At 72.4% G+C, this 24,183-nt stretch carries 22 protein-coding genes; 8 read left to right on the plus strand and 14 right to left on the minus strand.

Translation table 11 applies throughout. The features are described 5' to 3' along the window. Positions 1-18 precede the first annotated feature (18 nt). Positions 19-648: a hypothetical protein gene (locus ACFC0Z_RS12570; RefSeq protein ID WP_376435913.1), complete on the plus strand. Its 630-nt coding sequence runs from the start codon at positions 19-21 to the stop codon at positions 646-648. On the opposite strand, the gene ACFC0Z_RS12575 is transcribed toward ACFC0Z_RS12570, so the two are convergent. Beyond that, positions 568-1,140: a cob(I)yrinic acid a,c-diamide adenosyltransferase gene (locus ACFC0Z_RS12575; RefSeq protein ID WP_376435915.1), complete on the minus strand. Its 573-nt coding sequence runs from the start codon at positions 1,138-1,140 to the stop codon at positions 568-570. The genes ACFC0Z_RS12570 and ACFC0Z_RS12575 overlap by 81 nt on opposite strands. A 164-nt stretch (positions 1,141-1,304) precedes the next feature. Between ACFC0Z_RS12575 and ACFC0Z_RS12580 the strand changes: the two genes are divergently transcribed. The 3 genes from ACFC0Z_RS12580 (at position 1,305) to ACFC0Z_RS12590 (ending at position 5,912) form a co-directional block, all read left to right on the plus strand. Further along, positions 1,305-2,153 carry a 3-hydroxyacyl-CoA dehydrogenase family protein gene (locus tag ACFC0Z_RS12580; protein WP_376435918.1) on the plus strand — a complete coding sequence of 283 codons (849 nt, stop codon included), beginning with the start codon at positions 1,305-1,307 and terminating at the stop codon, positions 2,151-2,153. Between the two features lie 140 nt (positions 2,154-2,293). After that, positions 2,294-2,617 (plus strand): STAS domain-containing protein, encoded by a 324-nt coding sequence (locus ACFC0Z_RS12585; protein WP_030210572.1) that lies wholly within the window; start codon positions 2,294-2,296, stop codon positions 2,615-2,617. A 199-nt stretch (positions 2,618-2,816) separates the two neighbouring features. Next, on the plus strand, positions 2,817-5,912 hold the full coding sequence (locus ACFC0Z_RS12590) for an ATP-binding protein (RefSeq protein WP_376435921.1): 3,096 nt from the start codon (positions 2,817-2,819) through the stop codon (positions 5,910-5,912). Positions 5,913-5,988: 76 nt separating this feature from the next. Here ACFC0Z_RS12590 and nucS read toward each other — a convergent pair whose 3' ends face one another. After that, positions 5,989-6,660: an endonuclease NucS gene (gene nucS, locus ACFC0Z_RS12595; protein ID WP_376435923.1), complete on the minus strand. Its 672-nt coding sequence runs from the start codon at positions 6,658-6,660 to the stop codon at positions 5,989-5,991. Between the two features lie 260 nt (positions 6,661-6,920). Here nucS and ACFC0Z_RS12600 point away from each other — a divergent pair, with 260 nt between their 5' ends. Then, on the plus strand, positions 6,921-7,313 hold the full coding sequence (locus ACFC0Z_RS12600; protein ID WP_356542766.1) for an SCO5389 family protein: 393 nt from the start codon (positions 6,921-6,923) through the stop codon (positions 7,311-7,313). 100 nt (positions 7,314-7,413) lie between these two features. Here ACFC0Z_RS12600 and ACFC0Z_RS12605 read toward each other — a convergent pair whose 3' ends face one another. Then, positions 7,414-8,448 (minus strand): LLM class flavin-dependent oxidoreductase, encoded by a 1,035-nt coding sequence (locus tag ACFC0Z_RS12605; RefSeq protein WP_376435927.1) that lies wholly within the window; start codon positions 8,446-8,448, stop codon positions 7,414-7,416. 197 nt (positions 8,449-8,645) lie between these two features. Here ACFC0Z_RS12605 and ACFC0Z_RS12610 point away from each other — a divergent pair, with 197 nt between their 5' ends. After that, positions 8,646-8,975: an ATP/GTP-binding protein gene (locus ACFC0Z_RS12610; RefSeq protein ID WP_376435930.1), complete on the plus strand. Its 330-nt coding sequence runs from the start codon at positions 8,646-8,648 to the stop codon at positions 8,973-8,975. Positions 8,976-8,984: 9 nt separating this feature from the next. On the opposite strand, the gene ACFC0Z_RS12615 is transcribed toward ACFC0Z_RS12610, so the two are convergent. The 7 genes from ACFC0Z_RS12615 to mce form a co-directional block, all read right to left on the minus strand. After that, positions 8,985-9,830 carry an ABC transporter permease gene (locus tag ACFC0Z_RS12615; RefSeq protein ID WP_376435933.1) on the minus strand — a complete coding sequence of 282 codons (846 nt, stop codon included), beginning with the start codon at positions 9,828-9,830 and terminating at the stop codon, positions 8,985-8,987. Continuing rightward, positions 9,827-10,963, minus strand: coding sequence for an ABC transporter ATP-binding protein (locus ACFC0Z_RS12620; protein ID WP_376435936.1), 1,137 nt, complete (start codon positions 10,961-10,963; stop codon positions 9,827-9,829). Before ACFC0Z_RS12620 ends, ACFC0Z_RS12615 begins: the two co-directional genes overlap by 4 nt. Positions 10,964-11,161: 198 nt before the next feature. Beyond that, a complete protein-coding gene (locus ACFC0Z_RS12625) occupies positions 11,162-11,941 on the minus strand; it encodes an ABC transporter permease (protein WP_376435938.1) in 780 nt (259 codons plus the stop codon). Positions 11,942-11,944: 3 nt separating this feature from the next. Continuing rightward, positions 11,945-12,910, minus strand: a complete 966-nt coding sequence (locus ACFC0Z_RS12630; protein ID WP_376435941.1) for an ABC transporter ATP-binding protein — start codon at positions 12,908-12,910, stop codon at positions 11,945-11,947. A 151-nt stretch (positions 12,911-13,061) separates the two neighbouring features. Further along, a complete protein-coding gene (locus ACFC0Z_RS12635; RefSeq protein ID WP_360810130.1) occupies positions 13,062-13,997 on the minus strand; it encodes a cellulose-binding protein in 936 nt (311 codons plus the stop codon). A gap of 114 nt (positions 13,998-14,111) precedes the next feature. Next, on the minus strand, positions 14,112-18,425 hold the full coding sequence (scy, locus tag ACFC0Z_RS12640; protein ID WP_376436672.1) for a polarized growth protein Scy: 4,314 nt from the start codon (positions 18,423-18,425) through the stop codon (positions 14,112-14,114). Between the two features lie 207 nt (positions 18,426-18,632). Continuing rightward, positions 18,633-19,085, minus strand: a complete 453-nt coding sequence (mce, locus tag ACFC0Z_RS12645) for a methylmalonyl-CoA epimerase (RefSeq protein ID WP_376435945.1) — start codon at positions 19,083-19,085, stop codon at positions 18,633-18,635. 138 nt (positions 19,086-19,223) lie between these two features. Here mce and ACFC0Z_RS12650 point away from each other — a divergent pair, with 138 nt between their 5' ends. Beyond that, positions 19,224-20,432: an acetyl-CoA C-acetyltransferase gene (locus ACFC0Z_RS12650; protein ID WP_376435947.1), complete on the plus strand. Its 1,209-nt coding sequence runs from the start codon at positions 19,224-19,226 to the stop codon at positions 20,430-20,432. A gap of 65 nt (positions 20,433-20,497) precedes the next feature. Further along, the gene (gene meaB / locus ACFC0Z_RS12655) at positions 20,498-21,454 is read left to right on the plus strand and encodes a methylmalonyl Co-A mutase-associated GTPase MeaB (protein WP_376435950.1); all 957 of its coding nucleotides are present in this window, start codon (positions 20,498-20,500) and stop codon (positions 21,452-21,454) included. Between the two features lie 86 nt (positions 21,455-21,540). Here meaB and ACFC0Z_RS12660 read toward each other — a convergent pair whose 3' ends face one another. The 4 genes from ACFC0Z_RS12660 to ACFC0Z_RS12675 all read right to left on the minus strand — a co-directional run bounded on the left by ACFC0Z_RS12660 (position 21,541) and on the right by ACFC0Z_RS12675 (position 24,180). Further along, the gene (locus ACFC0Z_RS12660) at positions 21,541-22,026 is read right to left on the minus strand and encodes a MarR family winged helix-turn-helix transcriptional regulator (RefSeq protein WP_376435953.1); all 486 of its coding nucleotides are present in this window, start codon (positions 22,024-22,026) and stop codon (positions 21,541-21,543) included. Between the two features lie 83 nt (positions 22,027-22,109). Further along, positions 22,110-22,895, minus strand: a complete 786-nt coding sequence (locus ACFC0Z_RS12665; protein WP_376435956.1) for an AIM24 family protein — start codon at positions 22,893-22,895, stop codon at positions 22,110-22,112. Continuing rightward, complete coding sequence (locus ACFC0Z_RS12670) at positions 22,892-23,542, minus strand: AIM24 family protein (protein ID WP_376435958.1); 651 nt, start codon at positions 23,540-23,542, stop codon at positions 22,892-22,894. The genes ACFC0Z_RS12665 and ACFC0Z_RS12670 overlap by 4 nt, the downstream gene beginning before the upstream one ends. Next, the gene (locus tag ACFC0Z_RS12675) at positions 23,542-24,180 is read right to left on the minus strand and encodes an AIM24 family protein (protein WP_231071665.1); all 639 of its coding nucleotides are present in this window, start codon (positions 24,178-24,180) and stop codon (positions 23,542-23,544) included. Before ACFC0Z_RS12675 ends, ACFC0Z_RS12670 begins: the two co-directional genes overlap by 1 nt. Positions 24,181-24,183 lie beyond the last annotated feature (3 nt).

Raw genomic sequence — 24,183 nt, forward strand, 5'->3', positions numbered from 1 at the left:
AGCGAAAGGGGAACCGTCGTGATCGTCACGCTGATCGTCGTCTGCGAGGTGGGATTCTGGGTCCTGCTGGCCGCCGGCCTCGCCGCCCGTTACCTGCTGAGGATGCCGAAGCTGGGCATGGCCCTGCTGCTGTGCGAACCGCTCCTTGAGGTCCTGCTCCTCGTCGTCACGGCGATCGACCTCAAGAACGGGGCCGAGCCGAGCTGGCGGCACGGGCTCGCCGCCGTCTACATCGGCTACACCGTCGGCCACGGCCACCGGACCGTGAAGTGGCTCGACGGCCACGCCGCCCACCGCTTCGGCGGCGCCCCGCCGCCCGTGGGGCCGCCCCGATACGGCATGGCCCGCGCCCGCCACGAGGGCCGCGTCTGGCTCGGCTCGGTCGTCGCCGCCTCCGTCGCCTCCGCCCTGCTGCTCCTGGCGATCTGGTACGTCGGCGGCGACGGGAACACCGATTCGCTGCACGGCTGGATCTTCTTCGCCTGGCGCGCGGCCGGCATCCACGGCCTGATCGCGCTCACCTACGCGATCTGGCCGAAGAAGCCCCCGACGGGGTCCGAGGAAGGGTCAGCGCTCCCCGCCCGGGACCCAGAGCACGTCCCCGACCTCCTTGTTGGCCGTACGCGCAAGGATGAAGAGCAGGTCTGACAGCCGGTTGAGGTAGGTCGCGGTCAGGGCGTTCATCGTCTCGCCGTGCGCCTCCAGGGCCGCCCACGTGGAACGCTCGGCCCGGCGGACCACCGTGCACGCCTGGTGCAGCAGCGCCGCACCGGGCGTGCCGCCCGGCAGGATGAAGGAGCGCAGCTTCTCCAGCGGCTCCAGGAAACGGTCGCAGTCCGCCTCCAGCTTGTCGACGTACCCCTGCTCGACGCGCAGCGGGGGGTACTTCGGGTCCTCCACGACCGGGGTGCAGAGGTCCGCGCCCACGTCGAACAGGTCGTTCTGGACGCGGACGAGGACCTTCACGACCTCCTCGTCCAGCTGCCCGAGGGCGATGGCAGCGCCGATGGCGGCGTTCGCCTCGTTGGCGTCGGCGTACGCCGAGATCCGCAGATCGGTCTTGGCGGTCCTGCTCATGTCGCCGAGGGCGGTGGTGCCCTGGTCGCCGGTACGGGTGTAGATGCGCGTCAGATTGACCATGGGACCCACCCTAGGGGGCGCCTCGAACTCCCCGCGGAGGTGTCGTCGGTGTGACGTCCGTCAAAGAAGGCGTGACGCGCATTACTTCACGGTCACATGGCGCTCCGCGAGCGCTAATCTCCGCGAGGAACCAGAAGTGAACAGGCGTTAAGGGGTGGAACAACGTGGCCAGGAAGCTTGCCGTCATCGGAGCCGGACTCATGGGATCGGGCATCGCTCAGGTCTCCGCGCAGGCGGGCTGGGACGTGGTCCTGCGTGACGTCACCGACGCCGCCCTGACCCGTGGCACCGACGGCATCAAGGCGTCCTACGACCGCTTCGTCGCCAAGGGGAAGCTCGACGCCGCCGACGCCGAGGCCGCCCTCGGCCGCATCACCGCCACCACCGAGCTCGAAGCCGTCGCCGACGCCGACATCGTCGTCGAGGCCGTCTTCGAGAACCTCGACGTCAAGCACGAGATCTTCCGCTCGCTCGACAAGGTCGCCAAGGACGGCGCCGTCCTCGCCTCCAACACCTCCGCGATCCCGATCACCAAGATCGCCGCCGTGACCGAGCGCCCCGAGGCCGTCGTCGGCACCCACTTCTTCTCGCCCGTCCCGATGATGCAGCTCTGCGAGCTCGTCCGCGGCTACAAGACGAGCGACGCCACCCTCGCCACCGCCCGCGAGTTCGCCGAGTCCGTCGGCAAGACCTGCATCGTCGTCAACCGCGACGTCGCCGGCTTCGTCACCACCCGGCTCATCGCCGCCCTCGTCGTCGAGGCCGCCAAGCTCCAGGAGTCCGGCGTCGCCACCGCCGAGGACATCGACATCGCGTGCAAGCTCGGCTTCGGCCACGCCATGGGGCCGCTCGCCACCGCCGACCTCACGGGCATCGACATCCTCGTGAACGCGGCCAACAACATCTACACCGAGTCCCAGGACGAGAAGTTCGCGCCGCCGGAGCTGATGCGCCGGATGGTGGACGCGGGTGACATCGGCCGCAAGAGCGGGCAGGGCTACTACACGTACTGATCGCGACCGACTCTCGAAACCTCACTCCGTGGGGTGAATTTCGGTACCGGTTCGCTGACAAGGCGCAACGCTTCTGCCGGTGCGGCAGTCAGTTGTATGTCGAATGTTTGTCGAAGACGGAGCACTCTCGGGGAGCACTTATGCACATCAGGGGCGACCACGTCGAGCTGGTCGTCGGGGGCCGCCTCGACGTCCGCAGCGCGGCGGACGCCCGTACGGTCCTGCACTCGGCCGTCGACGACGGCGTCGGCGACCTCGTGCTCGACCTGACCGGCCTCGACTCCTGGGACGCGACCGGACTCGGCGTGATCATGGGCGCCCACCGCAGGGCCGGACGCTGCGGGCGGCGGCTCGTGCTGCGCGGGGTGCCGCCCCAGATGCAGCGGTTGCTCGTCGCGACCCGGCTGCACCGCATCCTCGCCATCGAGGGCGGCCTCGCGCTGGAGTCCCTGCCCCGGGTGTGAACCCCAGCGGCCTCCGGGCGTCTGTGAAGCCGCTGTGTGAACCAGGCGTCACACGCAATCCTCACAAGACCGTGACGTCTTGGTCTCTGCGGCACCCCGGCTGTTCCCGCGCGCCCGACCACGGTCTAGGGTTCGCTCGCCTGCACATTGACGGACCCACCCCGCGGGCACCGGACAGCGCTTCTTGGGGGCTTGGACCATGGACCCGATCAACGCCGGGGCGGAGCAGTACGGTCACGACGCCGAGGCCGAGGACGCCCGCCCCGCACCGGGATCGGCCCTGCCCGAGCGCTCCCCGGGCGCGCCCGCCCGCGCCCGCGTCGTCCGTGTCTTCTCCGGCGACCTCCTCCTCACCGTCAACCCCGTCGACGGCAGCGAGATAGCCCCCTGCCCGCCGGGCCAGGAGCCCGAGGCCCCCCGCCCCCGCACCCCCGAGGAGCTCGCCGAGGCCGCCCGGGCCGCCGCCCCCTCCGTACCGCCCGGCCCCGCCGCCCCCGTCCTGCCGCTCCTCGAACGCGAGGAGAAGCGCCGACGGCTCACCGCCGTCCTCGGCCGCGGCGGCTCCGCCCGCGTCGCCGGCCCCGCCGGATCCGGCCGCACCGCCCTCCTCGACGCGGTCGCCGCCGACTGCGCCGAGCTCGCCCCCGACGGCGTCATCCGCCTCTCCGGCCACCAGCGCACCCTCACCGAACTCCTCCACGAGCTCTTCACCGCCGTCCGGTACGCCCCGAACCAGCGGCCCGACAGGACCGCGCTGCCCGAACGGCTCGCCGACATCGGCGCGATCGTCGTCGTCGACGACCTGGAGTTCGGCGGCGCCGCCCTCGACGAGCTGCTCGCCGCCGCCCCCGAGTGCGCCTTCCTCCTCGCCACCGGAACCGACACCCCCGCCCCCTCCTCCGACGCCCCCGTCGAGGACGTCCTCCTCACCGGGCTGGGCCGCGCCGCCTCCCTGCGCCTCCTGGAGAGCGCCGTCGGCCGCACCCTCACCGACGAGGAGGTCAACTGGGCCGGCGACCTCTGGTTCGAGTCCGAGGGGCTGCCGCTCCGCTTCGTCCAGGCCGGGGCACTCCTGCGCCAGCGCGACCGACTGCGGGTCACCCCCGCCGAGTTCGACGCCTTCGGCGCCCTCGACGAGGTCTTCGGACCCACCGACCCCGAGGCCGCGGCGGCCGTGGCGGCCGCCGCCTGGGACGGCATCGACCCCGACATCGAACTCCGCGAGATACCCCTGCCCACCCTCGGCGAGGGCGCCGCGCCCGCCGCCCTCCTCGCCTCGCGCCTCGGCCGCTCCGCCCAGGCCACCTTGCGCTTCGCCGTCGCCCTCGGCGGCGAGCTCCCGCACCAGGCCCACCTGCCGGCCCTCGTCGGCGACACCCACGCCGACGCCGCGCTCGGCGAACTCCTCGCCTGCGGCCTCCTCACCCCCGTCGGCGCCCGCTACCGCCTCGCCACCGGCGTCCTCACGCAGCTCCTCGCGCACGGGTACGAGCACGACGCGGCCGACCGCGTCCACACCGCGGCCCAGCACTACGCCTGGTGGGTCGCCCACCCCTCCGTCACCCCCGAACGCGCCGCCGCCGAGGCCGACGCGCTGCTCGCGGCGCTCACGGGGCTCCTGGCGGCGGGGCCGGGAGGTACGGAGGCGGTGCCGCCCGGCACGCCCGGTGCCGCCGCCACCGGCGAGGAGCGTCACGCCACCGCCGTACTCCTCGCCCGGGCCGCGGCCCCCGCCTTCGCCGCGGGGCTCCACTGGGGCGCCTGGGAGCGGGCCCTGCGCGCCGGGCAGGAGGCCGCCCGGCTCGCCGGGGACGTCGCCGAGGAGGCGTACTTCCACCACGAGCTCGGCGTCCTCGCGATCTGCGGCGGGAACCTGGAGCGGGCGCGCGCCGAGCTGGAGGCCTCGATCGCGATGCGCGGCGTCCTCGCCGACAAGCGCGGCACCGTCGCCGGCCGCCGGGCGCTCGCCCTCGTCGCCGACCTCGCCGGAGAGCACGTGGGCCCGATCGCGCCCCGCGCCGAGGACCCCGCCTCGCCGCCCCACGGCACCCCCGCCCTGCCGGCCCCGCCCGGCGCCCTCGGCTCGCTCGGCCCGATCCCCTTCGGCCCCTCCGACGCCCGCGACGCCTTCGGCGCCCCCGCCCGGCGTGGGGCTCCTGCCCCGTTCGGGGCGCCCGGGGCCTCCGGCCCGGCCGGGGATGCCGATTCCCTCGGCGCCTCCGGTCTGGGCGGCGCCTCCGGCTCGCTCGGCGGCCCCGGTGCTTCCGGCGTTTCCGGCGTTTCCGGTGCTTCCGGTGCCGCCGGTTCCGCCAGTGCCTCTTCGCCCGGGGCCGCCGGCCAGAGTGGGGCTCCCGGCCCGCTCGGCACCCCCGGTGCCCCCGGGGCTGCCGGTTCCCTCGGGGCGTCCGGTCAGCGCGGGGCGTCCGGGGCGCTCGGGGGCTCCCGCCCCGGCGGTGCCCCCGGCGGACTCGGAGGCGGCAGGGCCGCCGCCGGTGGGGCCGCCTTCGGGGACCTCGCCGCCTACGCCGACTTCGTCGACGAGGGGCCGACCGTTCTCCGGCAGCCCGAGGAGGAGCCGCGGGGGAGCGGCCGTCGGGGTCTCGGCGGCGGCGTCCTCGCCGGCGCCCGGCGCAACCTCGCCGCCGTCGGCGCGGGCGCGCTTCTCGTCGCCGTGCTCGGGACCGTCGTCACGATCGGCGCCACCTCCGGAAACGCCGACGACCCCGCCACCAACCGCGTCACCTCCGACAGCACCGCCACCGAGGGCGCCACCGACGGCACCGGTGGCGACGAACCGCCCGCCGAGGGCGAGGCGGGTGCGGGGGAGGACGAGACCGAGGGCCCCGGCGCGTCCGGTACGCCCTCCGGCACCGGCTCCGCCTCCCCGAGCGCCACGGCCTCCGACGGCGCCTCTCCGTCGAGCTCCTCGTCGAGCCCGGGCGCCACCGAGGCCCCGAGCACCTCCGCCACGCCCTCGGCCTCCGGCAGCCCGAGCCCGACGACCGCGCCGCCGACCACGACGAAGGCGCCGACGACCGCCCCGGCCACCACCCGGCCGCCGACCCGGCCGAGCTCGTCGAGCCCGGTGGTCGTGCCGCCCTCGCCGACCTCGTCGAGCCCGACCGCGAGCCCCAGCGCGACCACGCCCTCGCCGTCGGCCTCGTCCACCTCCCCGTCGCCCTCGGCGAGCGCCTCCACGGCCCCGGTGACCGGAGGAAGCCCCGACGGCTCCGCCTCCGCGAGCCGCGAGGTCCCTCCCTCGGACACCCCGAGCCCCGGCGTGCCGACCCTCTGAAGCGGTACGGGAAAGGCCCCGGGTGCGATGACAGCACCCGGGGCCTTTCCCGTACACGCGAGAACAACCGGAAGAACTAGAAAAGACGCAGCTTGTCGTCCTCGATGCCGCGCAGGGCGTCGTAGTCGAGGACCACGCAGCCGATGCCCCGGTCCGTCGCGAGGACCCTGGCCTGCGGCTTGATCTCCTGCGCCGCGAAGACGCCCTTCACCGGCGCGAGGTGCGGGTCGCGGTTGAGCAGCTCCAGGTAGCGGGTCAGCTGCTCGACGCCGTCGATCTCGCCGCGCCGCTTGATCTCCACCGCGACCGTCCCGCCGTCCGCGTCGCGGCACAGGATGTCGACGGGCCCGATCGCCGTCGGGTACTCGCGGCGGATCAGGGTGTACCCCTCGCCGAGGGTCTCGATGCGGTCGGCGAGCAGCTCCTGGAGGTGGGCCTCGACGCCGTCCTTGATGAGGCCGGGGTCCACACCGAGCTCGTGCGAGGAGTCGTGGAGGATCTCCTCCATCGTGATGATCAGTTTCTCGCCCGCTTTGTTGATCACGGTCCAGACGCCCTCCTCGCCCTCGACACCCTCCTTGAGGGTGCACGGCGGGGACATCCAGTTGAGGGGCTTGTACGCCCGGTCGTCCGCGTGGATGGAGACGCTGCCGTCGGCCTTGACGAGGATCAGACGGGGCGCGGAGGGCAGGTGGGCCGTGAGCCGACCCGCGTAGTCCACGGAGCAACGGGCAATGACGAGACGCATGGTCCGCAACGCTACAAGACGGGCGCTCTTCCGCGCGATTCGGGCGTCGCCCGGGCATCGTCAGTGTGTCGCCGGGGCATCATCATTGGCCGAACACCCGTCGGTTATCAGCCGGTTGTGTTCCCAATCTTCTGGTGCGGCCAGGTCTGCGCGCTTACCGTGGAAGCTGGAGGTCGTCGTCCGTGCACGCTGCGTGGCGTACGGCCGGCCTTCGTCCCTGCCCGCAAGACCCCGTCCGCGGGGTCGCGAGAGGAGAACCCATGTCGCTCGACGTCTCACCGGCACTGTTGGAACAGGCCGAGCGAGGCGAGGTCGACGAAGCCGACTTCGTCGACTGCGTCCGGACCTCCCTGCCCTACGCATGGGAGATGATCAGTTCTCTGGTGGCCCAGCTGAAGGTCGACGGCGGAGAGTTCGCCGACAACCAGACGCCGCCGCCGAATGAGCAGGCACGTGGTCAGCTGCTGCGCGCGCTCGCGAGCGACGCCATTCGTGGCGCCCTGCAGCGGCATTTCGGGGTGCGTCTCGCCTTCCAGAACTGCCACCGGGTGGCGGTCTTCCCGCTGGACCCCGCGGTGGACGAGCGACTCGCCCGCTTCACGTCCATCAGGGGGCAGCTGCTCAACCAGTCGCCGGAACTGCGCGACTGCTGAGACATGGTGCCGCCGCTCCGGCTCGCGGGAGACGTCGTGGTCGACGCGCGCCGACGCGCGTCGCCCACGGCGGAATGCCGGAGCGGCGGCACGTCCTCACTCATACGAGGAGGGGGAGGACCTCGGCGCCGAGCCGCCGGACGTTCTCCTCGGTGGCGGCGAGGTCGCCCGAGCCCTCCGCGAGCAGGGCGAAGCGCGTGATGCCCGTACGCTCCGAGGTCGCCGCGAGACGGTCCGCCGCGAGCCGCGGTGTGCCCACCGGGTGGAGTCCGCAGAGCAGCTCCGTGTACGCCACCGGGTCCCGCATCGACCGGAACCGGCCGTCGACCGTCACATGCGCGTCCAGACCCTGCTTCAGCCAGCCCGGCATCGCCTTCACGAGCGTCTCCGCCGCGTCCGCGGTCCGGTCCGCCAGCTGGGCCACCCCCGCCGAGACATGGCCGTCCGCGATCCGCGCGATCTCGTCCGGATCCCGTCCCGCCTCCCGCGCCCAGCGCGCCCAGGCACCGACCATCTCGGCCTTCTCCTCGTCGCCGCAGTGCATTCCGAGCAGCATGGGCAGGCCGCGCTCCGCCGCGAGCCGCACACTCCTGGGCGAGGTGCAGGCCACCACGACCTCCGGGGCGGACGGTCCGCCGATCAGCTCGTCGGCCCGGGGGACCACCGTCACCTCGCGGAACGCGAACCGCTCCCCGTCGGCGCCCACGCGCGGCTCGGTCAGCCAGCGGAGCAGCAGGTCGAGGGAGTCGGGAAAGCCCTCCTCGTACGCCGGGAGTCCCGCGCCGAAGACCTCCAGGTCGATCCAGGGACCGCCCCGGCCGACCCCCAGCGTGAACCGTCCGCCCGAGGTGAGGTGCAGCAGCGCCGCCTGCTCGCCGAGGGCGACCGGGTGGACGGTCGTCAGCACGCTGACCGCCGTGCCCACCCGCAGCCGCCTGGTCCGGCCGAGGAGCAGCGCGGCGAGCGTCACGGCCGAGGGACAGACCCCGTACGGCACGAAATGGTGCTCGGCCAGCCAGACCGAGTCGAGCCCCGCCTCCTCGGCGACCTCGGCGGTCCGCACCGCCCGGTGCAACGCCTCTCCCTGCCCCTGGCCCGGGAACTGGGCGGCCAGTACGAACGTACCCACGCGCATCGCTGCTGCCTCCTTGGGGCCGACGCGTATCTCCCCTCGCAACGGCAACAACGTCTGACACGTGCCAAAGGCAACGGCCGTTCATGAAGTTCTTGCGATTTTCCGCTAAGCCGCCTCGGGACGGGCCCGGGGCACCGCGTCGCGGCCCGTACGCTGGACGGAACGGTCCGTGTTCCCAGACCCCGTGAGGTGTGCCCGTGTCCCCGCGCCACAACCGTTCCCGAGGCGGCGAGAAGCCCGCCCAGCAGCCGGGCGACCACGACGACCGGTACGGCGGCTCGCAGCGCACCGAGTCCTGGCAGGGCGAGGAGTGGTTCGTCCGTCTGGTCGCCGGGGCGAGCTCCCCGGGCAAGCGCTACCGCTGCCCCGGCTGCGACCAGGAGATCCCGCCCGGCGCCCCGCACGTCGTCGCCTGGCCCGAGTACGGCGGCGTGGATGACCGCCGCCACTGGCACAAGGCCTGCTGGAACGCGAAGGACCGCCGCACCAGCAGGGTGCAGCGGTCCCGTAACGCGCCCCGGTATTAGGGGCGTTTCTCAGACGTCCCGGCTGTTCAGCAGCGCGTAGGCGCCGCCGAGGGCCGCGGCGGCGATGCCCGCCATGATCAGGACGGGCTCCCAGCCGGCGGGGCCGTTGTCGAACGGCGGCTTCTCGCTGTAGAGCGCGATCATCTGCGAGGGGATCGCGTACGTGAGCAGGAACTCCTGCACGGACCGCAGCGCCTCGGCCATCATGAACATGGCCGCCACGAGCGGGAGCAGCATCACGCCGATCATCACCGTGATCGCGCCGGCCGAGTGCCGGATGATCGTGCCCAGCGCGAGGGCGGCGAGACCGAGGAACGCGAGGTAGGCGCTGGCGCCCACCGTCGCCCGGAGCCACTGCGCCGCCGTCGGCGCCGAGGCCGCGTCCACCATCGACACCTGCGCCGCGCCCACGACGGCCGTGACGACGAGGCCGACCACGAAGACGAGCAGGAAGTAGACGACCGCCTTCGCCGTGAGCACCCGCGACCGGCTGGGACAGGCCGTCAGGGTCGTACGGATCATGCCCGTGCCGTACTCGGAGGCGATGGTGAGGACGCCGAGCGTGATCACGCAGATCGCGGCCGGCAGCATCCCGAAGAAGCCGAAGGCCAGCGCGGACTCGTCGCCCAGCGACTCCTCGGACATCGAGGCGATGGCCGCGACCCCGAGGCCGATGGCGAGCATCAGCAGGATCATGACGCCGAGCGTCCACATCGTCGACCGGACCGAGCGGATCTTCGTCCACTCGGAGGCGAGGGCGTCGCCGAGGGTCGCTCTGCGGACCGGGATGGGGGACACGTAGGCGTACGGCTGAGGGGCCGGGGCGGCGTACGGCTGGGGGGTGGGGGCGGTCATCGGGCGTCCTTGGTGGTGTCGACCGGCGGCTGCGGGGCGCTCGACGGGCCCGCCTGCGGGGGCTGGGGCGCCGGAGCCGTGGCGTACGGGTTCTGTCCGGGCGGCGGCGGGGCGTACCAGCCCTGCTGCGACACCTCGGGCGCGACCGGCGGCTGCGGGAGCCCGTATCCGGGCTGGCCCGGCTGCTGCGGGGCCTGGAGGTGGGCGAGCCGGTCGTCGGTGGAGCGGTAGTCCACCGCGCTCTGCGTCAGCCGCATGTACGCCTCCTCCAGGGAGGCCTGGTGCGGGGAGAGCTCCCAGAGCCGTACGTCCGCCCCGTGGGCGAGGTCGCTGATCCTCGGCAGCGGCAGGCCGGTCACGCGCAGGGCGCCGTCCGGCTCGGACAGCACCTGGCCGCCCGCCCCCATGAGCGCCGCCGTCAGCTTCTCGCGCTGGACGGGCTCCGCCTCGGGCGTCCGCACGCGAGCGAAGTCGGCGGAGTTCGCCGAGATGAAGTCCTTCACCGGCATGTCCGCGAGCAGCTGGCCGCGGCCGATGACGATCAGGTGGTCGGCCGTCAGCGCCATCTCGCTCATGAGGTGGCTGGAGACGAAGACGGTCCGGCCCTCGGCGGCCAGCTTCTTCATCAGGTTCCGCACCCAGAGGATGCCCTCGGGGTCCAGGCCGTTGACCGGCTCGTCGAAGAGCAGCACCTGCGGGTCGCCGAGGAGCGCCGCCGCGATGCCGAGCCGCTGGCCCATGCCGAGCGAGAAGCCCTTCGAGCGCCGCTTGGCGACGTCCTGGAGGCCGACCACGCCGAGGACCTCGTCGACCCGGCCCGCCGGGATGCCGGCGAGCTGCGCGAGCGAGAGGAGGTGGCTGCGGGCGCTCCGCCCGCCGTGCACGGCCTTGGCGTCGAGCAGGGCGCCGACCTGCCGGGGCGCGTTCGGCAGCTGCCGGAAGGGGTGGCCGCCGATCGTCACATGACCCGCCGTGGGCCGGTCGAGCCCGAGGATCATGCGCATGGTCGTCGACTTGCCGGACCCGTTGGGCCCCAGGAACCCGGTGACCACACCGGGCCTCACCTGGAAGGAAAGGTTGTACACGGCCGTCTTGGCGCCGTAGCGCTTCGTCAGGCCGACTGCCTCGATCATTCTCCAGCCCCATCGACAGGTCGTCGCGTGCGTGCATGCGTGCGTACGTACGAGCTAGGAGCTTATCCAGCCGCTCGCGGTTCCCGTGAGCGGAAAAGTGACGACCAGGGAATCTCCGGGAGATTCCCTGGTCGTCCCCTACGGGTTCGCGCGGGTGCGGGCCTGTGCGGTCAGGCGTACGGGGTCAGGCGTACGGGGTCAGGCGTCGCGCTCCTTCAGCACCACGTAGCCGCCGAGCAGCGCCGCCACCACCCACACGAGCATGATCGCGAGCCCGCCCCACGGGCCGTACGGGGCCTCGTCGGTGTCCATGGCGTTCGGCACGACCTGCATGATCTTCGCGCCGGCCTGGTCCGGGAAGTACTTCGCGACCTCCTTCGCCTTCGGCACCGCCGACAGGATCTGCGAGATCAGGAAGAAGAACGGGACCAGGATGCCGAGCGAGAGCATCGAGGAGCGCAGCATGGCCGCCACGCCCATCGAGAAGAGCGCGATCAGCCCCATGTAGAGCCCGCCGCCGATCACCGCCCGCAGGACGTTGTCGTCGGTGATCGACGCCCGGTGGCCGCCGAGCAGCGCCTGGCCGAGGAAGAAGGACAGGAAGCTCGTCGCGAGACCGACCAGGAGCGCGAGCCCGCCGGCCACGGCGACCTTCGAGAAGAGGAAGGTCGCCCGCTGCGGCACGGCCGCGAGCGAGGTGCGGATCATGCCGGAGGAGTACTCGGTCCCCACGACGAGCACCCCGAAGACCACCATCGCCAGCTGTCCCAGGATCATCCCGGAGAAGCTGACGAAGGTCGGGTCGAAGGTGGCCTGCTCGGCCTCGCTCAGGTCGTCGAAGGTGGACTTCATGAGCGCGCAGAGCGCCGCGCTCATCGCCACCGTGACGAGGAACGCGCTCGCGAGCGTCCACACGGTCGACGAGACCGTCCGGATCTTGGTCCACTCGGACTGGAGGACCGCGGTTGCCGCTGCCATCGATCAGGCTCCCTCGGAGGTCGAGCCCCACCGGGGGCCGGGAGCCGCCTGGGCCCCCACGTCGGTGCCGTGCGCGTGGTACTCCACCGCACCGGCCGTCATCTGCATGAACGCTTCTTCGAGGGAGGCCCGCTGGGCGCTCAGCTCGTGCAGCACGAGCCCGTTGGCCGCCGCCAGCTCGCCCAGCTTCTCCGTGCTCGCCCCGTCGACCTCAAGGGTGCCGTTGCCGGCCTCGACGACGATGAAGCCGTTCGCGTACAGAACGTCCCGCAGCCGTTCCTGCTGCGGGGAGCGAAGCCGTACGAAACTCCGCGAATTCTGCTGGATGAAATCGGCCATCGAGGTGTCGGCGAGAAGTTTTCCCTGCCCGATCACGATCAGGTGGTCGGCCGTCAGGGCCATTTCGCTCATCAGATGGCTGGAGACGAAGATCGTCCGCCCTTCGGCGGCGAGCGCCTTCATCAGATTGCGGATCCAGTGAATTCCCTCGGGGTCCAGACCATTGACGGGTTCGTCGAACATCAGGATCTCGGGATCGCCGAGCAGCGCCGAGGCGATGCCGAGCCGCTGGCCCATGCCGAGGGAGAAGCCCTTCGACTTCTTCTTCGCGACCTGCGTCAGACCCACCAGGTCGAGCACCTCGCCCACCCGGCTCGTCGGGATCCGGTTGGACTGCGCGAGGCACAGCAGGTTGTTGTACGCGGACCGGCCGCCGTGCATCGCCTTGGCGTCGAGCAGCGCCCCGATGTACTTCAGGGGCTCGTCGAGCTCCCGGTAGTGCTTGCCGTCGATCCGGACCCGCCCGCTCGTCGGGTTGTCCAGGCCGAGCATCATCCGCATCGTCGTCGACTTGCCCGCCCCGTTCGGCCCGAGGAAGCCCGTCACGACACCCGGGCGGACCTGGAAGGAGAGATGGTCGACCGCCGTCTTCGTGCCGTATCGCTTGGTGAGGCCCTCAAGCTCGATCATGCGTACCAACCTAAAGGTGCGCAAAACCCCCCGCCACCGGAGTGACAGGGGGTTCGCGCACCGCTCTTCAGCTGTTCACGACCGGTTCGCCCACGGGGCTGCTCGCGACCGGGTGCGTCAACGGGCCGGGTTGGTCAGCGGGCCCGGTTCGTCAACGGGACTGCTGGGCCGGGACGCCGGCCGCGCGCTCGTCGTCGATCGGGGAGCCGGCGGCCGCGACAGCGGCACCCGTGAGGGTGGCCAGCATCTCGCGGACGTTGGTCAGCTGGGCGTTGATCGAGTCGCGGCGGTTCGTCAGGGCCGCGAGCTCACGCTCCGACTCGCTGCGGATGCGGTCGGCCTTCGCGTTCGCGTCGGCCACGATGTCCTCGGCCTGGCGCTGCGCGGTCTCCACCGTCTGACGGGCACGACGCTCCGCGTCCGTGCGCAGCTTCTCGGCCTCCAGGCGGAGCTGCTCGGCGCGGTGCTCGATCTCCGCGAGGCGCTTCTCGGCCTTCGCCTGACGCGAGGCCAGGTCCCGCTCCGACTGCTCCCGACGCTTCGCCAGGTTGGTCTCGAAGTCCGCGGCGGCCTGGGCGGCCTTGGCGCGGGTCTCCTCGAAGAGGGCGTCCGCCTCCTCGCGCTTCGACTGCGCGTCCTTCTGCGCCTCGGCACGCAGCGAGTTGGCCTCGCCCTGCGCCTTCTCGACGATCCGGACGCCCTCGTCCTCGGCCTTCGACTTCCGCTCCGCCGCGAAGTTCTCCGCGTCGTTGCGCACCTGCTGGGCGGCCGACTCGGCCAGCTCGCGGTGCTGCTCGGCGGCGCGACGGGCCTCCTCGCGCAGGTCCTTCGCCTCCTCCTCGGCCAGCCGGAGGATCTTCTCGACCCGGGCGCCGAGGCCCGCGTACGACGGCTCGGCGTCGGTGACCTGCGCCTGGGCGTTCTGCGTCTCGAGGTGGAGTTCCTCGATGCGCTTCTCCAGCGAGGTGATGCGGGAGAGCGCGCTGTCGCGGTCGGACACGAGCTTCGTAATGCGGTCGTCCACCTGACCGCGGTCGTAACCACGCCGCACGAGCTCGAAGCCGAAGGGGGAGGATGTGTCGCTCATGGGTTTCCTGTCGAATGAGACCGGTGAGGTGATAGAGGGAATCCTAGGGGCCGAAGCGGCGTGTCATCGAGCGTATGCCCGTTTGATCTGGAGAATGTCCAGCCTTTTGAGTGGCTAGCCGTCCTGGCTCTTGCCACCCGAACGAGTGACGCCGGTCGACGCTCCCGCCCTGACCCCATCCTTCGTGCCCCCGGAGGGTGTCTCGAAAGATTCCAACGCCTCCAGCACGTCCTGGACACGGGAGATCTCGGCATTGATGTCCTCGCGCCTGCGCACGAGGGTGCCCAGCTCCCGCTTGCCCTCCTCGACGGTCCGCTCGGCCTCGGCCTCGGCCTCGGCGCGGATGCGCTCGGCCTCCGCCTTGATGGCCTCGGCCTCCGCGACGAGCGAGGCCTTCTTCTGCTCGGCCTCCTTGAGGAGCGCCTCCGCCTTGCGGACCGCGGCGATCCGGACCTTGCTCGCCTCCGAACTGGCCTCGGAGACCAGTTCCTTCGCCTTCTCCTCGGCCTCGGCGCGCTGTTCGGTGGCGGCCGTGACCAGCTTGTCGACGCGCTCGCCGGCCGTCTTCATCTGCTCGGCCGTCTCGCGCCGCGCCCGGTCGTGCAGTTCCTCGATCTCGCCCTCGACGCGGCCGCGCAGCTCCTCCGAGCGCTCCCTTATGGCGGTCGCGTCGCTGCGCGCGCCGACGAGCAGCTCGTCGGCGTCCGCGCGGGCCTTCTCCACCAGGGAGTTGCCCTCGACGGTCGCCTCGGCGACGATCCGCTCGGCCTCCTTGCGGGCCGCGCCGACCATCGTGTCCGCCTGCGTCTCGGCCTCGGTGGTGGCGCGCAGCGCCTCCTCCTGGGCCTTGGCGACGAGCTGGTCCGCCTGCTCGGCCGCGTCGGAACGCTTCCGGGCGCCGGCCTCGCGGGCCTCGTCGAGCGTCCGGTCCGCCTCCTCGCGGGCCTCCGCGCGCATCTGCTCGGCCGCCGCCTCGGCGTCGGCCTTGACCCGCTCCGACTCGGCACGGATCCGCTCGGCGTCCTGCTGGGCCGCCGCGAGCGCCTCCGCGCCCTCGGCGCGCAGCCGTTCGGCCTCCTCCGAGGCGGCGTCGACGGTCCGTGACGCCTCGGTACGGGCTTCCGCGCCGACCGAATCGGCCAGCTCGGCGGCCTCGTTGACGATCCGCTCGGCCTCGGCCGTGGCCTCGCCCACGAGGGTGTCGGCCTGTTCGGCGGCGTCGGAACGCCGCTTGTCGGCCGCCTTCCGGGCCTCGTCCATGGTCTGGTCGGCGTCGGCGAGGGCCGCGTTGCGCAGGGCCTGCGCGTGGGCCTCGCCGTCGGTCTTGACCTGCTCGGCCTCGGCGCGGAGGCGTTCGGCCTCCCGCTCGGTGGTCTCGCGGAGCTCGGCGGCCTCGGCGGCGATCCGTTCGGCTTCGGCGCGTGCTTCGCCGACGAGGGTGTCGGCCTGTTCGGCGGCGTCCGCGCGGCGCTTGTCGGCGGCCTGGCGGGCTTCGTCGAGGACCTGCTCGCCCTCGGCGATGGCGGCCTCGCGCAGCGCTTCGGCGTGGGCCTCGCCGTCGGCCTTGACCTGCTCGGCCTCGGTACGGAGACGCTGTGCGTCCTGCCCGGCGGTCTCCAGGACCTCGGCGGCCTCCGCGGCGATCCGCTCCGCCTCCGCGCGCGCCTCGCCCACCGTCGTCTCGGCGCGCTCGGCGGCCTCGGAACGGATGCGGTTCGCGTCCTCGCGGGCGTCCGCCCGCGTACGGGCCGCGTCCTGTTCCGCCGAGGCCAGCGAGTCCGTCACCTCGGTGCGTACCCGCTGGGCGTACTCGGCGGTGTCGGAGCGCAGCTTCTCGGACTCGGCGATCGCGTCCGCGACCGTCCGCTCGGCCAGCGCCTTCGCGGCCTCGGACTCCTCCTCGGCGCGCGCCCGGACCCGGGCGGCGTCCTCGGAGGCCCGCTCCCGCTCCTCGTACGCGTCGGTGCGGACCCGGTCCGCCTCCTCCTGCGCCTCGGTGCGCGTGCGCTCCGCCGCGTGCTCGGCGGCGCTGCGGAGCCCGGTGATCTCCTCCTCGGCCTGCTCGCGCAGACCGGCGACCGAGTCCCGTACCTCCTGGGCGGCCCGCGAGGCGGTGGCGACCATCTCGGTCGCGCGGGTGTCCGCCTCCTCGACCAGGCGCTGGGCCTCGGCCTGCGCCTCCTCGACCCGCTTGCGGGCGGCGGCGAGGAGCTCCTCGGACTGCTCGCGGGCGAGCTCGCGCTCCCGGCCGGCCTCGGTACGGGCCGATTCGAGGGTCGACTCGGCCTCGCGGCGGCGCCGGTTGGCCTCCTCCTGCGCGGCGGCGAGCGCCTCGGCGGCCTCGGCGGCCACCCGCTCGGCCGCGGCGGCGGCCTCCGCGCGCACCCGGTCGGCGGTCTCCTGCGCCTCGCTCCTGAGCCGCTCGGCCTCCTCGGCGGCCTCGGTACGGAGGCGCCCGGAGGCGGTCTCGGCCTCGGTACGGGTCGTCGCCGCGTCCTCGGCGGCCTCGGCGCGCAGCCGCTCGGCCTCCTGCTCGGCCTGCTCGCCGAGGTTGCGGATGCGCTCGGCGGCCTCGGTCCGCAGCCGCTCGGTCTCGTCGGCGGCCTCCCGCCGCATCAGCTCGCTCTCGGCGCGGGCGTCGGTCAGCTCCTCGCCGGCCGCCGCGACCTTCGCCTCGGCCTCGGCGTGCAGCCGGGCCAGCTCCTCCGCGGCCTCCGTCCGGCGGGCCTCGGCGGCGCGCTCGGCGTCGGCGCGCAGCCCGGCGGCGTCCTTCTCGGCCGCCTCCTTGACGGCCTCGGCCTGCTCCTCGGCCTCGGCGCGCAGCCGCTCGGCCTCGGCGCGGGTCCGCTCCAGGGTCTCCTCGGCCTGGGCGCGGAGCGTCTGGGCGCGCTCGACGGCCTCGGCCTTGACCCGGTCGCTCTCCGTGCCGGCCTTGGTGCGCAGCTCGTCGGCGTCCGTGCGGGCCTTGGTGAGGAGCTCCTCGGCGGTCTTCGCCGCCTCCTCGATCTGCTGGAGGGCCTCGCGGCGGGCCTCGCCCCGGATCCGCTCGCCCTCGGCGACGGCCTCGGCGCGCAGCTGCTCGGCCTCGCCGCGCAGGCGGCGGGCCTCCTCCTGGAGCTCGACCGTCTTGGCGCGGTACTCCTTGGTGTCGTCCTTCGCCGAACCGAGCAGCTCGTCGGCCTGCTCCTCGGCGAGCGTCCGCAGCCGGTCCATCTCGGTCTCGGCCTCGCGGCGGATCCGCTCGGCCTCCTCGGAGGCCTTGCGGGTGGTCTCGCGGGCGTCGTCGGACGCCTTGGTGAGGATCTCCTCGGCGCTGCGGGCGGCCTTGGCGAGCGCGGCGGCGGAGTCCTCCGCGACGGCCGTACGGGCCTTCTCGGCGGCTTCCGTGACCAGCTTCTCGGCCTCGGCGGTCGCCTCGCGGAGCTTCTCCTCGGCCTCGCCCTTGAGGGCCTCGGCCTCCTTGGTGGCCTCGCCGACGAGCCGGGCGATCTCGGTCTTGGCCGTACGGGTGCGCTGCTCGTTGACGGACTCGGCGGAGGAGATCTGCTTGGCGGCGGCCTCCTTGGCCTCCGCGAGGGTCTTCTCGGCCTCGGCGCGGGCGAGCCGCAGCTTCTCCTCGGCCTCCTGGACGCGCTGCTCGGCGGCGCGGGAGAGCTCGGTGGCCTGGCGGCGGGCCTGGTCGGTCTCGGCGGTGGTCGTCGAGCGGAGCTGCTCGGCGTGGGTGGTGGCCTCCTGGGCCTGGCTGGACGCGGCGCCCAGGAGCCGCTCGGCGTCCTTGCGGGCGCGCTGGAGGATCGCCTCGGCCTCGGCACGGGCGGCCTCGGCCTCGGTGCCGACGCGACGGCTGGTCTCCTCGGCGAGCCGGGTGGCCTCGGCGCGGGCGGCGGCGAGGGCCTGCTCGGCCTCCGCGCGGGACTCCTCCATGAGGCGGCGGGCCTGGGACTCCGTACGGGCACGGAGCTGCTCGGCCCAGGCCACGTTCTCGTTGACGTGGGCCTCGACGGTCTGGCGGCGCTCGTTCAGCTCCTGGTCCAGCTGCTGACGGCGCTGGACGGCCTCGGTGTGCAGCTCGGCCTGGAGACGGGCCTGGTGCTCGGCGTGCTCCTGGAGGATGCGCTGCGTCTGGGCGCGCGCGTCGCGCAGCTCCCGCTCGGCGTCCTGGCGGAGCTGTTCGGCCTGCGCCTGCGCGTTGCGCAGCATCTGCTCGGCCTGGTAGCCGATGTCCGCGCTGTCGTAAGCGGGCCGTGACGCGATCGTGCGGCGCGCCTCGTGGAGCTTGGCGCGCAAGACCTCGACCTGGTAACCGAGGTCCTCGGCGTGCTGGACGGCCTTCTCGCGTTCGGTCTTCAGCCGGTCCATCTCGGCTTCGAACCGGGCGAGATGGTCGTCTTCAGCTCGGTGGCTCTCCTGGCGTTCGTAGCCCCGCACTGCGCGGTCCATCCTTCCCCAAGCTCTACGAGCAGGGGGCACCGTCCCTGATCGCAACAACGAGCACCGTCCTCACGGACGAGGACGGACCCCCGGGGAATCGTGGCAGATCGGACGACCCCGACATCCCGACTTCGATGCCGCACGAGCGGCCCCGACCGGCCCCGGCCCGGAGCCGCCCACTCTACCGGGCCGGGAATACGGAGGTCAGTGCTCGGCTGAGGAGTGGTCAGCGGAGGCGGGCGCCGAGGTGACCAGTTCCGTCAGGACGCCGTGGCAGTCCTTGGGGTGCAGGAAGGTGATGCGGGAGCCCATGGAGCCGATGCGCGGCTCGTCGTAGAGGACGCGGACGCCCTTGCCGCGGATGGCCTCGGAGTCCCCGTCGACGTCCTCCGTGCCGAAGGCGATGTGGTGGACGCCCTCGCCGTTCTTCGCCAGCCACTTGCCGACCGCGGAGTCCTCGCGGGTGGGCTCCAGGAGCTGGAGGTAGGAGGCCCCGCCGTCGGAGGTCCCGTTGATCTTGAGCATGGCCTCGCGGACGCCCTGCTCCTCGTTGACCTCGGAGTGGTAGACCTCGAACCCGTACGTCGCCCGGTAGAACTCGACGGTCTTGTCGAGGTCGTGACAGGCGATTCCGATGTGATCGATACGCGTCAGCATGGCCCTAGTGCAGCGTGCGGAGAGGTGGTTACGCAACGTGTGTGCGATCACACCGGCAGGCCGGTGACCACGTGGCGCGCCCCTCAGTACATTGGCGGTAAACCCTCGTTCACCTCTCATCCCAAGGGGCCGTGCCTCATGTCTGGAACGACCGGTACCACCTCAGTGATCGTCGCGGGCGCCCGCACGCCCATGGGTCGCCTTCTCGGCTCGCTCAAGTCCTTCTCCGGCGCCGACCTGGGCGGATTCGCCATCAAGGCCGCGCTCGACCGGGCCGGCATCGGCGGCGACCAGGTCCAGTACGTGATCATGGGCCAGGTGCTCCAGGCGGGTGCCGGGCAGATCCCCGCCCGCCAGGCGGCCGTCAAGGCCGGCATCCCGATGAACGTCCCGGCGCTCACCATCAACAAGGTGTGTCTCTCCGGTCTCGACGCCATCGCGCTCGCCGACCAGCTGATCCGCGCCGGCGAGTTCGACATCGTCGTGGCCGGCGGCCAGGAGTCCATGACCAACGCCCCGCACCTGCTGCCGAAGTCCCGCGAGGGCTTCAAGTACGGCGCGATCGAGATGCTCGACCACATGGCGTACGACGGCCTCACCGACGCCTTCGAGTCCATCGCGATGGGCGAGTCCACCGAGAAGCACAACACCCGCCTGGGCATCCAGCGCCCGGAGCAGGACGAGATCGCCGCGCTGTCGCACCAGCGCGCCGCCGCCGCGCAGAAGAACGGCATCTTCGAGGCCGAGATCACCCCGGTCGAGATCCCGCAGCGCAAGGGCGACCCGGTGATCTTCGCCAAGGACGAGGGCATCCGCGCCGAGACGACCGTCGAGTCCCTCGGCAAGCTCCGCCCGGCCTTCGCCAAGGACGGCACCATCACCGCCGGCACCTCCTCGCAGATCTCCGACGGCGCCGCCGCCGTCGTCGTGATGAGCAAGGCCAAGGCGGAGGAGCTCGGCCTGGAGTGGATCGCCGAGATCGGCGCCCACGGCAACGTGGCGGGCCCGGACAACTCGCTCCAGTCGCAGCCGTCCAACGCGATCCTGCACGCCCTCAAGAAGGAGGGCCTGGGCGTCGAGGACCTCGACCTCATCGAGATCAACGAGGCCTTCGCCGCGGTCTCCGTGCAGTCAATGAAGGACCTCGGCGTGACCCCCGAGAAGGTGAACGTCAACGGCGGCGCCATCGCCCTCGGTCACCCGATCGGCATGTCCGGCGCCCGTGTCGTCCTCCACCTCGCCCTGGAGCTCAAGCGGCGCGGCGGCGGCGTCGGCGCGGCGGCCCTCTGCGGCGGCGGCGGGCAGGGCGACGCGCTCATCGTGCGCGTGCCCGGCAACGGCAAGTAATCACCGGCAGTACGGCGTAGGCAGCCTTACGGCGTAGGCAGCACCGAACCAAGGAGCAGCGAAAGATGGTGGACGTCCCCGCACTCGTCGCCCAGGCGCGCGAGGGCAGGCCGAGGGCAGTGGCCCGGCTGATCTCGCTCGTGGAGGGGGCGTCCCCGCAGCTGCGCGAGGTGATGGCGGCGCTCGCGCCGCTGACCGGCAACGCCTACGTGGTGGGCCTGACCGGCTCGCCCGGCGTCGGCAAGTCCACGTCGACCTCCGCGCTCGTGACCGCCTACCGGCGGGCGGGCAAGCGGGTCGGCGTCCTCGCCGTCGACCCGTCCTCGCCGTTCAGCGGCGGCGCGCTGCTCGGCGACCGGGTCCGGATGTCGGAGCACGCCTCCGACCCGGGCGTCTACATCCGCTCCATGGCCACCCGCGGCCACCTGGGCGGCCTCGCCTGGTCCGCCCCGCAGGCCATCCGCGTCCTCGACGCGGCCGGCTGCGAGGTGATCCTCGTGGAGACCGTCGGCGTCGGGCAGTCCGAGGTGGAGATCGCCTCGCAGGCCGACACCTCGGTCGTCCTCCTCGCGCCGGGCATGGGCGACGGGATCCAGGCCGCGAAGGCGGGCATCCTGGAGATCGGTGACCTGTACGTGGTGAACAAGGCCGACCGGGACGGGGCGGACGCCACCGCCCGCGAGCTCAACCACATGCTGGGCCTCGGCGAGGCGCGCGGGGCCGGTGACTGGCGGCCGCCGATCGTCAAGACGGTCGCGGCGCGCGGCGAGGGCGTCGACGAGGTCGTGGAGGCCCTGGAGAAGCACCGCGCCTGGATGGAGGAGCACGGGGTCCTGGCGGAGCGCCGCCGGTCCCGTGCCGCCCGCGAGGTGGAGACCATCACGATCACGGCCCTGCGCGAGCGGATCGGCGTCCTCCACGGGGACCGCCGCCTCGACGCGCTGGCCGAGCGGATCGTCGGGGGCGAGCTCGACCCGTACGCGGCCTCGGACGAGCTGATCGCGAGCCTGACGGGCAACTGAGGGCCGAGCCGCTCGGAGACGTACGAGAAGGGCCTCCCCGGTCGTCCGGGGAGGCCCTTCCTCGTGTCTGTCGTGCGCGACGGGAGCTACGGCTTGCCGCGCAGGCCGCGCAGCTGCTCCGCGACCGGCTTGAGCGACTGGTGGAGCCCGTCGAGGGCCTCACCGCTCAGCTGGTCGATGAAGTGCCGGCGGACCGACTCGACGTGGTGCGGGGCGACCTTGCGCATGGTGTCCATGCCCGCGTCGGTGAGGACCGTGTAGAGCCCGCGCCGGTCGGACTCGCAGTTCTCGCGCCGGACGAGTCCGGCGTTCTCCATGCGGGTGATCTGGTGGGAGAGCCGGCTCTTCGACTGGAGGGTGGCGGTCGCGAGGTCGCTCATCCGCAGCCGCCGGTCGGGCGCCTCCGAGAGGTTCACGAGGATCTCGTAGTCGTTCATCGTCAGGCCGAAGGGCTGGAGATCCCGCTCCATCTGGTACGTGAGCATGCGCTGCACGTCCAGGAACGTGCGCCAGGCGCACTGCTCGCCGTCACTGAGCCACGGGGTGGCCGTCTCGGCCTTCTCGGTCTCCATGAATCGATTCTACCTAAGAAGTTGAATTGTGGACGAAGTCTGGGAGTGTGCGTTCGAGGACGTCACTTTCCGCAGATTACCGCTCACAACCCGAAGCGACGCTGGAGGTCGCCGAGCTGGCCGGGAAGGCGCGGTACCGACCCCTGCACCGCCTGGCCGGAACCGTGCGGTGCGTGCTGGCCCGGGACGCCCGCCTGCGCCGGAGGCCCGCCGACCGCCCGCTCCGGCATCAGCAGCTCCGTCGACTGGAGCAGCACCGTGCCGGCACCGACGAACTCGAACTGGTGCTCCTCGCCGGAGGTGCCGCCGATCCCCGTCAGGGCCCGTACGCCACCCATGACACCCGTCATGTACCCGTGGTCGTAATGGTGACAGGGCGAGGGGCAGTCCGCCCAGCCGACCAGCGCCTGCGGGTCCACCCGCAGCGGCGGCTCCATGAAGACCACCGGACCGTTCGACGCGGCCACGAACTTCCCCGTGCCGATCAGCGTCACGAACCCCGGCACGATCGACTGCTTCAGCGCCAGCGTCGGCTGGTACGCGAGCAGATTGCCCGAGCGGATCGTCAGGTTGCCCTCGTCCAGGTCGTACGAGTTCACGTCGAAGGCCCGGTCCGCGAGCAGCATCTTCCCGCTGCCCTCCGCGACCACCCAGTCGCTCGCGTGCAGCGGCGAGTGGAAGGCCGTCCTGACCAGCCGGTCGAGCCGCCCGTGCCCGATGCCGTTGAACTCGATCCGCCCGTAGTAGGCGATCATCTTGCCCTTCTGCAGGAACCACTGGGAGCCCTTGAGCTCCACGCAGAAGGTGTACGGGTTCACGTTGTCGTCCGACGGAAGCGTCGTCGGGTCGTGGATCACCGGGGTGCTCACAGCTTCTCCTCCGAGGCCTGGACGTACACCGCGCCGCTGCCGCTCAGCTCCAGCTGGAAGGCCTCGCCGGAGCCGCGCCCCACCATGTCGCGCCAGCCGAGCGCGGTGGACAGCTTGTTCCGCACGTCGCCGTGGTGGGCCACGTACGCCTGCGGGTCGACGTGGACCGGGCGGCCGGGGCTGATCGGCAGCTCGATGACCCCGCCGTGCGCCATGACGGCCACCGAGCCGTGGCCCCTGAGCGTGGTGGTGAAGAGGCCCTGGCCGGTCACCTGGCCGCGGACCATGCCCATGACCCCGCCCTGCGAGCCCATGAACATCGTGCCCTGCTCCAGGGTGCCGTCGAAGGCGAGGAGCCGGTCGGCCTCCACGTACAGGGTGTCGCCGGTCAGGGCGATCACCTGGATGTGGTGGCCGCCGTGCCCGAACATCACCGTGCCGTTGCCCTCGACCGTCATCAGCGGCGTCGCCTCGCCGGCCACGCGGCGGCCGATCATCGACATCAGGCCGCCCTGACCGCCCGACATGTTCGGCGTGAAACTGACGTCTCCGCGGTACGCGAGCATCGCGCCGCGCTGACTGAACATGCGCTGTCCGGGAATGACCGTCGCCTCGACCATCTTCGAGTTGACCTCGCGGAACGGCATCAGACATCGCCCCCGATCGTGTTCCGCTCGCTCGGCTGGACGTACACGAGGCCGTCCCCCTCGAAGCGGATCTGGAACGCCTCGCCGCCGCCCTCGCCCATCAGCGTGCGGAAGGTCACACCCGACTGGAAGTGCTGCTGGAGGTTGCCCTGGTGCGCGATGTACGCCCCCGGGTCGACCTGGAGCGGGTACTGCGGGGTCACCCGCAGCACCACCGCCGGGCCGTCGGACATGATCGCCGCCTGGCCCGTGCCCTCGACGGTGGTCGTGAAGAGGCCGTTGCCGGTGGCGCCGCCGCGCATGCCGGTGAAGGTGGTGCCGGTGCGCAGTCCGGCGTCGGTGCAGAGCAGGTTGCTCGCCTCGACCCAGAGCTTGTCGCCGTGCAGGGACACGAGGTTGATCTCGGAGGCGCGGTCGGCGAACCAGCAGGTCCCCTGGCCGCGTACCTCCATGACCTCCATCTGCTCTCCGGTGAGCCGCCGGGTCACCATGCCCCGCAGACCCTCACCGCCCCCGCTCATCTTCTTGAACGCCATCTGGCCGTCGTAGGCGACCATCGAGCCGTTCTTCGCCTTGACGGCGTCGCCTGTCATGGAGACGGCGAGCACTTTGCTGCCTTGGAGTCGGAACGTAGCCACCCG

Origin of the sequence: Streptomyces sp. NPDC056144, from assembly GCF_042264145.1 — a bacterium.
Classification (GTDB): Bacteria; Actinomycetota; Actinomycetes; order Streptomycetales; family Streptomycetaceae; genus Streptomyces.

What these genes read in the sequence shown, in the direction of transcription:
- ACFC0Z_RS12605 (WP_376435927.1), bottom strand. Translation starts at nt 8,448, where the DNA reads ATGCGCGTGGGTACGTTCGTACTGGCCGCCCAGTTCCCGGGCCAGGGG.
- mce (WP_376435945.1), bottom strand. Translation starts at nt 19,085, where the DNA reads ATGCTGACGCGTATCGATCACATCGGAATCGCCTGTCACGACCTCGAC.
- nucS (WP_376435923.1), bottom strand. Translation starts at nt 6,660, where the DNA reads ATGCGTCTCGTCATTGCCCGTTGCTCCGTGGACTACGCGGGTCGGCTC.
- ACFC0Z_RS12625 (WP_376435938.1), bottom strand. Translation starts at nt 11,941, where the DNA reads ATGGCAGCGGCAACCGCGGTCCTCCAGTCCGAGTGGACCAAGATCCGG.
- ACFC0Z_RS12660 (WP_376435953.1), bottom strand. Translation starts at nt 22,026, where the DNA reads ATGGAGACCGAGAAGGCCGAGACGGCCACCCCGTGGCTCAGTGACGGC.
- ACFC0Z_RS12590 (WP_376435921.1), top strand. Translation starts at nt 2,817, where the DNA reads ATGGACCCGATCAACGCCGGGGCGGAGCAGTACGGTCACGACGCCGAG.
- ACFC0Z_RS12670 (WP_376435958.1), bottom strand. Translation starts at nt 23,542, where the DNA reads ATGCCGTTCCGCGAGGTCAACTCGAAGATGGTCGAGGCGACGGTCATT.
- ACFC0Z_RS12620 (WP_376435936.1), bottom strand. Translation starts at nt 10,963, where the DNA reads ATGATCGAGGCAGTCGGCCTGACGAAGCGCTACGGCGCCAAGACGGCC.
- ACFC0Z_RS12635 (WP_360810130.1), bottom strand. Translation starts at nt 13,997, where the DNA reads ATGAGCGACACATCCTCCCCCTTCGGCTTCGAGCTCGTGCGGCGTGGT.
- ACFC0Z_RS12630 (WP_376435941.1), bottom strand. Translation starts at nt 12,910, where the DNA reads ATGATCGAGCTTGAGGGCCTCACCAAGCGATACGGCACGAAGACGGCG.
- ACFC0Z_RS12585 (WP_030210572.1), top strand. Translation starts at nt 2,294, where the DNA reads ATGCACATCAGGGGCGACCACGTCGAGCTGGTCGTCGGGGGCCGCCTC.
- ACFC0Z_RS12575 (WP_376435915.1), bottom strand. Translation starts at nt 1,140, where the DNA reads ATGGTCAATCTGACGCGCATCTACACCCGTACCGGCGACCAGGGCACC.
- meaB (WP_376435950.1), top strand. Translation starts at nt 20,498, where the DNA reads ATGGTGGACGTCCCCGCACTCGTCGCCCAGGCGCGCGAGGGCAGGCCG.
- ACFC0Z_RS12650 (WP_376435947.1), top strand. Translation starts at nt 19,224, where the DNA reads ATGTCTGGAACGACCGGTACCACCTCAGTGATCGTCGCGGGCGCCCGC.
- ACFC0Z_RS12600 (WP_356542766.1), top strand. Translation starts at nt 6,921, where the DNA reads ATGTCGCTCGACGTCTCACCGGCACTGTTGGAACAGGCCGAGCGAGGC.
- ACFC0Z_RS12615 (WP_376435933.1), bottom strand. Translation starts at nt 9,830, where the DNA reads ATGACCGCCCCCACCCCCCAGCCGTACGCCGCCCCGGCCCCTCAGCCG.